The sequence below is a fragment of the Chachezhania antarctica genome (assembly GCF_003646465.1).
Classification (GTDB): domain Bacteria; phylum Pseudomonadota; class Alphaproteobacteria; order Rhodobacterales; family Rhodobacteraceae; genus Chachezhania; species Chachezhania antarctica.
The window spans coordinates 205,116-217,524 of the sequence record NZ_QZEX01000001.1; the positions used below are offsets into that span (position 1 = coordinate 205,116).

The 12,409-nt window shown below is 61.7% G+C and carries 10 protein-coding genes; 5 read left to right on the forward strand and 5 right to left on the reverse strand.

Features of this window, described 5'->3' with window-relative positions; genetic code table 11:
- The first annotated feature begins 56 nt into the window (after positions 1-56).
- The 3 genes from glpD to D4754_RS01030 all read left to right on the forward strand — a co-directional run bounded on the left by glpD (position 57) and on the right by D4754_RS01030 (position 5,583).
- On the forward strand, positions 57-1,634 hold the full coding sequence (gene glpD / locus D4754_RS01020; protein WP_121060756.1) for a glycerol-3-phosphate dehydrogenase: 1,578 nt from the start codon (positions 57-59) through the stop codon (positions 1,632-1,634).
- A gap of 31 nt (positions 1,635-1,665) precedes the next feature.
- Positions 1,666-3,159 carry a glycerol kinase GlpK gene (gene glpK, locus D4754_RS01025; protein ID WP_121060758.1) on the forward strand — a complete coding sequence of 498 codons (1,494 nt, stop codon included), beginning with the start codon at positions 1,666-1,668 and terminating at the stop codon, positions 3,157-3,159.
- A gap of 219 nt (positions 3,160-3,378) precedes the next feature.
- Complete coding sequence (locus D4754_RS01030) at positions 3,379-5,583, forward strand: NADP-dependent isocitrate dehydrogenase (RefSeq protein ID WP_121060760.1); 2,205 nt, start codon at positions 3,379-3,381, stop codon at positions 5,581-5,583.
- Positions 5,584-5,665: 82 nt separating this feature from the next.
- Here D4754_RS01030 and D4754_RS01035 read toward each other — a convergent pair whose 3' ends face one another.
- The 4 genes from D4754_RS01035 to D4754_RS01050 form a co-directional block, all read right to left on the reverse strand.
- Positions 5,666-7,036, reverse strand: coding sequence for a polysaccharide biosynthesis/export family protein (locus D4754_RS01035; RefSeq protein WP_205589572.1), 1,371 nt, complete (start codon positions 7,034-7,036; stop codon positions 5,666-5,668).
- Positions 7,037-7,180: 144 nt separating this feature from the next.
- Positions 7,181-7,384 (reverse strand): hypothetical protein, encoded by a 204-nt coding sequence (locus D4754_RS01040; protein WP_121060762.1) that lies wholly within the window; start codon positions 7,382-7,384, stop codon positions 7,181-7,183.
- Between the two features lie 102 nt (positions 7,385-7,486).
- Positions 7,487-8,152, reverse strand: a complete 666-nt coding sequence (locus tag D4754_RS01045; protein WP_121060764.1) for a YjbF family lipoprotein — start codon at positions 8,150-8,152, stop codon at positions 7,487-7,489.
- The gene (locus tag D4754_RS01050; protein WP_240453706.1) at positions 8,149-10,224 is read right to left on the reverse strand and encodes a YjbH domain-containing protein; all 2,076 of its coding nucleotides are present in this window, start codon (positions 10,222-10,224) and stop codon (positions 8,149-8,151) included. The genes D4754_RS01045 and D4754_RS01050 overlap by 4 nt, the downstream gene beginning before the upstream one ends.
- 322 nt (positions 10,225-10,546) lie before the next feature.
- Here D4754_RS01050 and D4754_RS01055 point away from each other — a divergent pair, with 322 nt between their 5' ends.
- Positions 10,547-11,218 carry a metallophosphoesterase gene (locus tag D4754_RS01055; protein ID WP_240453707.1) on the forward strand — a complete coding sequence of 224 codons (672 nt, stop codon included), beginning with the start codon at positions 10,547-10,549 and terminating at the stop codon, positions 11,216-11,218.
- 66 nt (positions 11,219-11,284) lie between these two features.
- Here D4754_RS01055 and D4754_RS01060 read toward each other — a convergent pair whose 3' ends face one another.
- The gene (locus D4754_RS01060; RefSeq protein WP_121060770.1) at positions 11,285-11,980 is read right to left on the reverse strand and encodes a sugar transferase; all 696 of its coding nucleotides are present in this window, start codon (positions 11,978-11,980) and stop codon (positions 11,285-11,287) included.
- Positions 11,981-12,088: 108 nt separating this feature from the next.
- Between D4754_RS01060 and D4754_RS23815 the strand changes: the two genes are divergently transcribed.
- Entirely contained in the window at positions 12,089-12,328 is a 240-nt protein-coding gene (locus tag D4754_RS23815) for a hypothetical protein (RefSeq protein WP_163025739.1), read from the forward strand.
- The last annotated feature ends 81 nt before the right edge of the window (positions 12,329-12,409 follow it).

A 12,409-nucleotide genomic window follows, 5' to 3' on the forward strand; every position in this document is an offset into this window, starting at 1 on the left:
GCACGGTTTAGTTAAATTGTTTTGTTTTGGACGGACTCAGTGGACGGGCGGATTACGTGAGCGAAGACGGCAAGATCAGCGATGTGTTTGTAATCGGGGGTGGCATCAACGGCTGCGGCATCGCGCGGGATGCGGCCGGTCGGGGACTGTCCGTCGTGCTCGCCGAAATGGGCGATCTGGCTTCGGCCACGTCATCCTCCTCTACCAAGCTGTTCCATGGCGGCCTGCGCTATCTCGAGTTCTTCGAATTCCGGTTGGTGCGCGAGGCTTTGGCCGAACGAGAAGTCCTTCTGCGCGCGATGCCGCACATCAGCTGGCCCATGCGCTTCGTGTTGCCCCTGTCACCCGACATGCGCTTCCCTACGACAACGCCCGCCGCCAAGCTGCTTTCGCGCACCATGCCCTGGTTGAAGGGTCGCCGGCCTGCATGGATGATTCGCGCGGGCCTTGCCGCCTATGACCGGATGGGCGGGCGTGACATCCTGCCCGGCACCACGCGGCTGAACCTCGCCGAAGATCCCGCGGGCGCGGTGCTGAAGCCCGGCTACAAGACGGCCTTCGAATATTCCGACTGCTGGGTACAGGATTCGCGGCTGGTGATCCTGAACGCCCGCGATGCCGAGGCCCGCGGCGCCACGATCCTGACCCGAACCAAGGTGATTTCCGCCGAACCGCGTGCCGGGCTTTGGCGGCTGCGGATCCGCAATCCCGACGGCTCGGAAGAAACCCGCGTCGCCCGCGTTCTGGTCAATGCCGCGGGTCCATGGGTGGGAGACGTGGCGACAGGTATGGTGCGGTCGAACTCACCCGCCCAGATCCGCCTTGTCCGCGGCAGCCATATCGTGACGCGCCGCCTGTTCGTTCACGACCGGGCCTACTTCCTGCAAGGCCCCGATGGCCGCATCGTTTTTGCGATTCCCTATGAACAGGACTTTACCCTGATCGGCACCACGGACGCCGATCATACCAACCCCGACCAGCCCCCGGAATGCACGGAGGAGGAGGAGGCCTATCTCTGCCGCTTCGTGTCGGACTACTTCGAAACCCCGATCACGCCAGCGGACGTGGTCTGGCGCTATTCCGGTGTCCGGCCGCTCTATGACGATGGCGACGAAACCCGCTCGGCCACCGCGGCGACGCGGGATTACACCTTGAAGCTGGAACGCACTGGCGGCGCGGCTGTGGTGCACGTCTTCGGCGGCAAGATCACAACCTACCGGCGGCTGGCCGAAAGCGCGTTGGAGAAGGTGGCCAGCGTGCTGGACCACACCGGATCGGACTGGACGGCCGGGGCATCGCTGCCGGGCGGCGATTTCCCGGTGGACGCGGTGGACGACCAGATCGCCGAATTGCAGCGCGCGTTCCCCTTCCTCGACGATGCTTGGGCCAACCGCCTGTTCCGCGCTTATGGCACCGAAGCCCATTCCATCCTGGGCGAGGCGCATTCGCCCGGCGACTTGGGGCAGGATTTCGGCGCCACGCTGACGGGGCGCGAAGTGGCGTGGATGATGGACCGCGAATATGCCCGCACCGTCGAAGACGTGCTGTGGCGGCGGTCGAAACTGGGGCTGCGGCTGGGGCCCGACAAGGTGGCGCTGCTTCGTAGCTGGATGAAGGCCCGCCGTTCGGGTTAGGCTGAAGCCCGACACCCGAGGGAGGAGTGACATGAGCCACATTCTGGCCATCGATCAGGGCACCACGTCGACGCGCGCCTTGCTGTTCGACGCCGACATGCAGGTGCAGGACAGCGCGCAGGAGGAACTGACCCAGCATTACCCGAACTCGGGCTGGGTCGAACACGACGCGGAAGAAATCTGGCAGTCGACCGTTCAGGTAACCCGCGCCGCGATGAGCCAGGTGGCCACCGCCGCGGACATTGCCGGCATCGGCATCACCAACCAGCGCGAAACCGTGGTGCTCTGGGAAAAGGACACCGGCAAACCCGTCCACAATGCCATCGTCTGGCAGGATCGCCGCACCGCCCGCATGTGCGACGCGCTGCGCGACGGCGGGCACGAAGCGATGGTGACCGAGGTCACGGGCCTGCTGCTGGATCCGTATTTCTCGGCCACCAAGATCAAGTGGATCCTCGATACCTATCCCGGCACCCGCGCCCGCGCCGCGAAGGGAGAGATCCTGTTCGGCACCATCGAAACATGGCTGATCTGGCGCCTGACCGGCGGCAAGGTTCACGCAACCGACGCAACCAATGCCAGCCGCACGATGCTGTGCGATATCCGGTCGGGCACGTGGAGCGCCGAGATCTGCGCGCTTCTTGAGATCCCGATGGAAATGCTGCCCGAAATCCGCGATTGCGCGGATGATTTCGGCACCACCGAAGACCGCCTGTTCGGCGGACCAATCGCGATCCGCGGCTCCGCCGGGGACCAGCAGGCGGCCACGCTGGGGCAGGCGTGCTTTTCGCCCGGCATGCTGAAATCGACCTACGGAACAGGCTGCTTCGCGCTTTTGAACACCGGTACCGAACCTGTCGCCTCGCAGAACCGGTTGCTCACGACAATCGCCTACCAGTTCGGCGGCAAGCGGACCTATGCGCTCGAAGGCTCCATCTTCATCGCCGGCGCCATCGTGCAATGGTTGCGCGACGAGCTGGGGATGATCGAGCGCGCGGAAGAGATCGGGCCACTGGCACAACAAGCCGATCCGGCGCAGGACCTTGTGGTCGTGCCGGCCTTCACCGGGCTGGGCGCCCCCTACTGGGATCCGGATTGCCGCGGCGCGATCTTCGGACTGTCCCGCAATTCGGGACCCGCGGAATTCGCGCGCGCGGCGCTGGAGGCCGTGGCCTTCCAGACCCGCGACCTGTGGGAAGCCATGCAAGCCGACTGGCAAGGCGCGCGCGAAACGGTGCTGCGAGTCGATGGCGGGATGAGTGTTTCCGACGTCGCGATGCAGGGCCTGGCCGACATCCTGGGCGCCCCGGTCGACCGCCCCGTTCTGCCGGAAACCACGGCGCTTGGCGCGGCGTGGCTGGCGGGCATGCAGGCCGGGATCTGGCCCGATCAGGAGGGCTTTGCCGCCCGCTGGCAGGTCGAACGCCAGTTCACCCCGCAATCCGACGAATCCCAGCGCGCCGCACGCTATGCCCGCTGGCAAAAGGCCGTTGCCGCAGCACAATCGGTTCCTCCGCTGGATTAGCAATGGGGGCGCTGCCCCCACACCCCCGAGGTATTTGAAGACCAAAGAAGTCAGGCACGCACCCCTTCTTCTTTTTCCCAGTACTCCCGCCGAAGGCGGACCGGCTGTGATGCGAAACCGGGCAGCGGGTTGCCGGGAGACGCCCTGCGGCTTCGGCACTGTGGACGGGCCTGTCACATCGGGCTAAGCCACCCCGAACATGAAGAGGGGCTGAAAAACATGGCTGATTCGACGACTCCCGACATTATCTACACCAAGGTGGACGAAGCGCCCGAGCTCGCCTCGGCCTCGCTGCTTCCCGTGATCCGCGCATTTGCCGATGCCGCCGGCGTTTCGGTTGGCACCAAGGACATTTCGCTTGCCGGACGCATCATCGCGACCTTCCCGGAAGCGCTGAGCGACAACCAGAAACAATCCGACGACCTGGCCGAACTGGGCGAGCTGGTGAAGACGCCCGAGGCCAACGTGATCAAGCTGCCGAACATCTCGGCCTCGGTCCCGCAGCTGGTGGCCGCGGTGAAGGAGCTTCAGTCGCAGGGCTATGCCCTTCCCGATTACCCGGAAGATCCTGCAACGGATGAAGAAAAGGCCGTTCGCGCCCGGTACGATTCGATCAAGGGCTCGGCCGTGAATCCGGTTCTGCGCGAAGGCAACTCGGACCGCCGGGCGGCCGAGGCCGTCAAGAACTATGCCAAGGCCAACCCGCACCGCATGGGCGAATGGGTCAAGGACAGCAAGACCCGCGTTGCGTCGATGTCGGGCGGCGATTTCTTCTCGAACGAACGCTCGGCGACGCTGGACAAGGCCGCGACCGCGAAGATCGTTCTGGAAACCGCCGATGGCGAGAAGGTCCTGAAAGAGGGCGTCTCCTATCCCGCCGGGACCGTCGTCGATGCGACCTTCATGTCGGGCAAGGCGCTGGATGCGTTCCTGGCCGACGAGATCGAAAAGACGAAGGCCGAAGGCACGCTGTTTTCGCTGCACATGAAGGCCACGATGATGAAGGTCTCGGATCCGATCATCTTCGGGCACGCGGTCAAGGAATGGCTGAAGCCGGTCTTCGACAAGTACGGCGACAAGATGAAGGCGCTTGGCGTCAACCCTGCCTCTGGCATGGGAGACCTGCTGGAGCGGGTGAAGGACGACGCCGAGATCATGGCCGCGATTGACGCGGTCCGCGCAGAACGTCCGCCGATGTACATGGTGAACTCGGACAAGGGCATCACCAACCTGCATGTGCCGTCGGACGTGATCATCGATGCCTCGATGCCCGCGCTGATCCGGGACGGCGGCAAGGGCTGGGGCCCGGACAACGCGCAGCACGATACCAACTGCGTGATCCCCGACGACAGCTATGCGCCCGTCTATGACGAGACGATCAAGTTCTTCAAGGAAAACGGAAAACTGGACCCGGCCACCGTCGGTACGGTGCAGAACCTTGGGCTGATGGCGCAGAAGGCCGAAGAATACGGCTCGCACCCCACCACGTTCGAGATCCCCACCGATGGCACCGTGAAGATGGTGCTGGACGACGGGACCGTGCTGCACGAACACGCGGTAGAAGCGGGGGACATCTGGCGTTCCGCCTCGGCCCGCAAGGCGCCGATCGAGGACTGGGTGAACCTGGCCATTGCCCGTCAGAAGGCCACCGGCTACCGCGCGATCTTCTGGCTGGACGCGAACCGCGCCCACGATGCGGAACTGATCGCCTACGTGAAACCGATCCTGGAAGCCAATGGCGTGGCCGACAAGTTCGAGATCATGGCCCCGCGGGAAGCCACGCGCGCGTCGCTGGAGACGATCACGAAGGGCGAGAACACGATCGCCATCACCGGCAACGTCCTGCGCGATTACCTGACCGACCTGTTCCCGATCCTTGAACTGGCGACCAGCGCGAAGATGCTGTCGATCGTGAAGCTGATGCAGGGCGGCGGCCTGTTCGAAACCGGCGCGGGCGGGTCCGCGCCCAAGCACGTGCAGCAGCTGGTGGAAGAAAATCACCTGCGCTGGGACAGCCTTGGCGAGTTCTGCGCGCTGGGGGAAAGCCTGAAGTTCCTGGCCGATGCCAAGGGCAACGAAAAGGCGCGGGTGCTGGGTGAAGCGGTGGATGCCGCGACGCAGGGTATTTTGGACCATGGTCGCAGCCCCAGCCGCAAGGTGGGTGAACCCGACAACCGCGACAGCCATTACTGGTTCGCCCGCTACTGGGCCGAAGCCCTGGCGGCGCAGTCGAAGGATGCCGACCTTGCCGCCCACTTCGCGCCCATCGCCACGGCGCTGGCCGACAAGGAAGCCGATATCCTGGCCGAACTTGCCGGCGCCCAGGGCAAGCCTGCCGATCTTGGTGGCTACTACCACACCGATGCGGACAAGACCGAGAAGGTGATGCGCCCGTCGGCCAGCCTGAACGCAATCATCGGCTGACGGGTCTGACCCCGGACAAACGAAAACCCGCCCATGGTGACATGGGCGGGTTTTTTGTTTCCTCGGACGTGGCGCGCGTTGCCTAGTTCACAACGTTTGCGGTGGTCGAGTTGATCAGCGACGGGGTGATCTGGGTGATCACGCGGCTCCACTTGGTGACGGGCTGTTCGGCGACGAAGATGATGTCGTTCGGACGCAGCTCGAACCGGGTCGTGTAAATGAAGTTCGTCGCGTTCGTACCGTCCAGCTGATAGGCGGTGATCGCACCGAATTCACGCGGGTCCGGCGATCCGCGCAGGACGTAGATCTGCTTAACGTTGCCCGTACGCGTCGGAACGCCGCCATCGCTGTAAAGTGCGTCGGCCAGCGTGGCCTTCTGGTTGTAAGGCATTGGGTAACGGGCCTGATTCTTGACCTCGCCGGTCAGGTAGACGTAGTCGCGGTCGATGGCGTCGAGCTGGATCAACTCCTTGAAGTTCTCGCGGCGTTCGTTCAGCTCATTCCTGCGTAGATCGACTTCGGACCGCAGTTCCGTCAGCGCAAGCTGCCGGTCGCTCTGCTGCAGCCGGGCAAGATCGATACGTTCTTCGAAATAGGCCTGGGCTCGGTTCAGCTCGTACGTGGTGTCCACGAACACGCTGTCGCCGTCCACAAGCTGGATCTGCTGGAGGCCACGGTTCGAATACAGTTCCCGAAGGGGAATCTGGTAGAGTTCCCCGTCCCGGTAGATTCGCACCGACGCATAATCCAGGTCCTGGCTGTTTACCCCGCCGGCCGCTGCAAGCGCGGCGTCGAGGTAGAGCGGCTGAAGCGTGATCGGCACCACGCCCGGCTGATCGACGGCGCCGCCGATCGACACGTTGCGGGATTTGAACTCTGCGATTTCAAGGCTGAAGGTCGGATCGATCTGGTTATCGACCAAGCGCCGGAAAAGTTCGCTTTCCGCCTCTTCGATGGTCATGCCGGCAATGGCCACACGGCCAACCTTCGGAATGGCAATGGAGCCATCGTCCTGAACGGTATAGCCCTGACGCGAATTGGAGGCAGCCAGGAGACCCGTAAGTTGCTCGACCGTAGAGCCGGTGCTGGGCGTTGCCAGCAACACAATGTCGCCGACCCCGATCTCGTAAGGCTGACGCGGCGCCGGAGGCGGAAGGCGCGTGGCCATGAAGCCGGGCTTGTCGGACGAATCCACAACCGGGCTGGGTGCCGTGATGCCGCTGCCGCGACTGCTGCCCAGACCGGCACTGGAAAAGAACGCCGCGGGCAGGGTCTTGGGTTCGTAGGTGGACCGATTCGCGATCATCACAGATTCGGACGTGATTGGAATCACGCGGACTTTCGCACCTGAATCCGCAACCGGATTGACCTTGGGCGAGAAGTAGACGAGCCCGCATCCGCTCAGGAAGAGCGTCGATACCGCCGCTAACGCCAAGAATTTTGGAATTCGCATACTTAGACCGACGCCCCCATCGATTCCCGTTATCTTACCAATGCTTACCCGATTCATGAGACTAGGCCACGTCTGGCAAGAGAAAAGGCGAACCTGATGCAGGTTCGCCTCTGTTCTGTCGCGCAGTCTGCTGAAAAAATGGGATCAGTTCAGCGTCGTGGTGGTGGTCGTGGTGCCGTCGCCGTTGGCGACAACGTACAGCAGGACACCGCCGACAAAGATGGTGCCGACTACGACGCCCGCAGATGCGTTACCCAGTCCAAGCAGATTAAGGTCCTGAGCAGATGCTTCAGTCGAGCCGAAAGCGAGAACGCATGCGAGTGCGCCGAGAGCAATAAACTTCTTCATGGTCAAACCTCCAAATGAGCTAGATATTTCTTAACGTAAAGTGAACCAAATTTCAAGCTTTTTGCAGGTGCAGAAAAGATTGTTGTATAGGTCCGTAACCTTTTAGTTTGTAAGGAATTCCAAGTCCACAAAACCCACGTCGGCATTGATCCAGTTGCGTGTTTTGCGCGGTTTTCCGCTGGGTGTGAACCAGTAGACGTTTTCAAAGCTGTCATCCTTGCCCGTACAGGATTCGGTGATCTGGGTCGCAGGGTACAATCCTGTCGTCAATTCAACCTGGGTTTGGCCCTGTCGGGTGTAGTCGCAGACGAACGGAACGGCCACGATCTGGCCCAGTCCGTTCATGTACCGGTTCACGCGCGTGGCCGTACTGCGTTCACCGCGCAGGGCCGGACCAACCTCACCTGTGTCGACATTCATCAAGTCGTTGCCGAGTCCGCGAGTCCCCACGAGAACGCCGTTGTATTCGGTGAATGCCGCCCCATCCCCCGAAACCCAGACGATGCGGCCTCGGGTCGTGGTCTGGATCGAAAGGATTGCCTGTTGCTCGCGCTTGGGAAGCTCTGCAAAGATGATCGGAACGCCCGTCGTTTTCACGTTCGCGGGTGTGATGAGCGGTCGGATGTCGTCGGGTGTCTGCCTCGACTGCCGGAAGTCTCCGTAGAGCTCGGCCAGGATCCCCGGGTCGTCGATGAGTTCCGTGCAGCCCGTCAGGGCCGACAGCCCCAGAGCGAGAGACGCTATTGCTTTCCGTGTCAGCTTTCTCATCGCCAGAACCGCCCCCACTGTTCCTGCAAAATCGGTTGCTGCTTCTCGCGAACCTCGTGGTAGAGCCGCCCCGGCACGTTCAGCCTTGCGCCGCCATCGCGAAGGACCGGGCGTATTTCGCGATAGAATTCGCGATCGTTCTGCCGGCCGAACACCTGGGTGAAGGGGATTTCGATGGTGATACCCTTGTCGAACGATCCTTCGCCAAACTCATCGAACGGCACATCCGTCAGCGTGGCGTAGGCCCCGATCCGGATCCCGTTGTCGAACTCCCGGGCAAGCGAAAAAGTCGCGCCCCAGTCACCGGCAAGGTAGCGACCGACATCCAGCTGATAAAGGTATCCGCCCCGGCTTTCGTTGTAGAATGACACGTGGCCAGTGGCGATTTCGTAATCCTGGAATCCGAACAACTGATCAAAGGCGCGTTGTTTGACGTAGTTGATCTCGGCACCCACGCCGAAGGCGCTGTCGACCGGCTTCCAGAGAACTTCTGCCGAGATACCGCCATACATCATTTCCAGATAACCGGCGGACACGCGGCCGAACAAATCCTGGCCCGGACGGAAGTACTTGGCCCCAAACAGGTTGGCCAGGGTGATGTCGGCCGCCTCCTGCGCGTAGAGATCCACGTCCGTCCTTACTCGCGGGAGTTGCGAGTTCGACGGCGGCAGCCCGTCTTCGTTTCCGGCAAGCCGGCCGTCGAGCCGGCCGTACACGATCGTTCCCGGCGAAAATTCGTAGGTCGCGTTGGCCTGCAAGCCGACCTGGTACCGCAGCGGGTTGTTGGGATCGAAGAAGACCAGCGTCAGGTAGGGACCGAACCCCCAGTCGAACGCCGGGTAGATGTCGTTCGGGAAGCTGAGCACACTCGTCGTGTCGTAGGCATCGTCGAAAACGGCGCGGGCGAAGCTGTCCCACGAGCCGTCGGGTTCGAATTCGAGCTCTTCCAGATCGCTGCGTTCAATCGTGATGCTGGAAACAGGCAGGCCGTAGTCCGTCACGGGTATGATGACGAAGCGGCTCACCGAATCCGGCATCAGCTGGGTCATGATCCGCGAAACGCGGCCGACCGCGGCTGCGGTATAGTACTCGCGGCCGTTGCGAAACTTCACATAGGCGACGTTGCCGTCCAGCCGGAAGGATTCGAACTGCAGGCCCTGCTGCTGCATCGCTTCGGCCAGCGAGATATGCAGGTTATGCGGCTGAAGCTGTTCCGCCGTCCAGCCGAGTTGCTCGGCCGTCTGCTCCCCCCGCACGCGCAACGGGGGCGGCGCGCCTTCAAGACCGCTCGGATAGGCGTTGGGGTTCTTCGGATCGAAAACATAGCTTAGCTGCGCCGCGACCGTGGATCCGTAAAGGTAGCCCGCGCGCAGGTCCACGCTGTCGTTCAGCTGGTAGTTCACGCCGACGTTGAAGGGCGAATTGCGTTCGAAATCCATGTTCCGGGATTCCGCCACATAGGCATCCGACGAGTATTCCAGCGAGAACCGCAGCCGATCCGAGTACTGATATTCAACGCCACCGAAAAGTGCCGCGTCGCCGCGGAACCACTTCCCGGTATCCAGTCGGCCCGTCTGGTCCACGCCGGACTGCCGCTGCCCGGGCCGGTTCTTGAAGTAGTTTCCGAAGATGCCCAGCGGGTTGCTGAAGCCATTGTAGCTTCCGAATCGGCCCCAGCCGATGCCGGCCGTCGCCCGCAAGCGTCCGAATGTCTTGGTCCCGACCAGGTATTCGCCCGAATAAATTCCGCTGCCGCCAATGTCCTGAAGTCCGACTGTAATGGCCGGATTATAAAGACCTTCTTCGCTCAGAAGGTACCGGACATCGAAGCTTCGGTCATAGTATGAGGGCCGCTGCACGCTAAAGCCCTGAAGTAGTGCATATCGAAACGACGCCGTCAGACGCGGGGAGAACTGAAAGCTGAGCGTCGTCCGGACGGTATTTTCGAAGCCCCCGGCCACAATCGACAGCTCTCCATCCGGCATTGGATGCGCGGATGGCATGTCGACCATGCCCGGAACACCCATGAAGTTGAAGGTCGGGTTCTTCCAGATCGGCTCTTCGGCGGACACCACGGAAGGAGACGCCGCGGCCAGGCTGACCGCGATCGAAGCAGCGGTCAGAGCCGCCTTCGATCTCAGGTGTATCTTTCCGTTCGCTTTCAACGCATCCCCCAAAAGCGTGGCCCCGCTTGCCGCACGACCCCTCACAGGCCCATGCCCGCAAGGCGGGGCCGTCAGGATATCGACACGTTGTAACCTTCTGGCCATTGATACCTATTGGACGCTTGGACGCGGGAAGAAAACGATCTATTTCGGGAAAATGCTAAGACTTTTCAGACGCCGTGGCACCAAACCCACATTCGACACGCCGGTTTCTCCGGAGACGCCCTTCATGGCGATCGGAGACATACACGGATGTGACAGGCTTCTGGCAAAACTGCTGAAAAAGATCGAATCCGTACCGAATACCGGTCATCTGGTATTCGTCGGGGACTATGGCGACAGGGGAGAGGAAAGCGCGGCGGTCTATCGCCGGCTTCAGGCCCTGGATACGACCGAATCGTCGGTTGTCTGCCTGATGGGAAACCACGAACGGATGCTGCTCGATTTCCTCGGCGATCCTGACGTGAACGGTCCAACATGGATGCGCCATGGCGGATTGCAGACCTGCGGCAGCTTCGGCGTTTCGCCGCCCGTGGGCGGTGGAACCGAACAGGAATGGTATGCAACGCGGGACCGGCTTCGGGACGCGATGGGCGACATCGAACCCTGGCTCCGCGGTTTGCCGCAAAGCTGGGAATCGGGCAACGTGGCCGTCGTTCATGCCGCTGCCGATCCGTCGGCGCCAATCGCCGAACAGTCGGAAGACACGCTGCTATGGGGCCATCCCGCGTTCGGAACCATGCCGCGGCAGGACGGCACCTGGGTCGTCCACGGGCATACCATCGTCGAAACGCCAATGGCGGAGATGGGCGTGATTTCCATCGATACCGGCGCCTATGCCAGCGGCCGGCTGACTGCAGCAAGCATTTCCGCCGACACGGTCAGTTTCATTTCGACCTGACGGGACGACGAAAAACCGCGGCTGGTGAACCAGCCGCGGCTTACAAGATCGCGCTTGATCGTCGTCTTACTTGCCGGTGCGCGACAGGACGGCGGTCCCCGTCTTGGCAACCAGTTCCAGATCCTTGAAGAACGAAACGGTCTGCATGTACTCCAGATCCAGGCCGATCCGTTCGTCGTAGCTGATGTCGTTGCGCCCGGACACTTGCCAGAGGCCGGTGATCCCGGGCTTCATCGTCTTGTAAGCGTTGCGATAAACGCCGTATTTGTTCATTTCGGACCGCACGATCGGGCGCGGGCCGACAAAGCTCATGTCGCCCCGCAGGACGTTCCAGATCTGCGGCAGCTCATCCAGGCTCGACTTGCGAAGGAAGTTGCCCAGCTTGGTGATTCGGGGGTCGTTCTCCAGCTTGCGGTCGCGCTCCCATTCCTCGGCAGCCGCCGGATTTTTGGCAAGGTGGTCGCGCAGCTTGGTTTCCGCGTCCACAACCATGGTGCGGATCTTCCAGCAGCGGAAGACCTTCCCGTTCTGTCCGATACGGCGATGGCCGAAGAACCCGGGACCACCGTCGCGGCGCACAAAGAGCCAGAGCATCAGGATGACGGGCGCGATGACGGGGAGAAGTGTCAGACATAGAACGATGTCTGCGGCCCGTTTGCCGAAACGGCGGTAGAAAGCGCGGCCGGACTTGCCAGAGTCTGCTTGGGAGGCTGCCGATCCGGACCGGATATCCTTGAAATCTGCTGTGTCTAAAATTGACATGATGTTCGTTCCTCAAAGCACACGGTCTGAAATGCCAACCTTCCGGAGGCGAACTGGTCACCGCTTACGGAAGGTTCATCAAAGCGTTCCTTTACGGTTTGTTAACGCATGGCGCTGCATCTGCAAAGTGGAGGAAATCCCCCATTTCGAGGACTTCACCAGTTCGACAAAATTCTAGGCAGCGCGGTTTCTCGGGCGGCAACTTGCAAGCAGTTTGTGAAAAAGTCAACTAAACCTCTGAAAGATATGCCTTTCCAAGGCATTCCCGGTCTACTGACCGGCGATTTTTGGTTCGATATGGTTTGCGAAGACCCCGTCAGATCAGCCTATAGTTGCGCTTTTGTTTAAGAAATATTCACGTTTGGCCGGAGGTGCCCAAGCAACTTCCTGCCAACTGCCCACTTATTGAACACAGCAGAGACCGGAAAC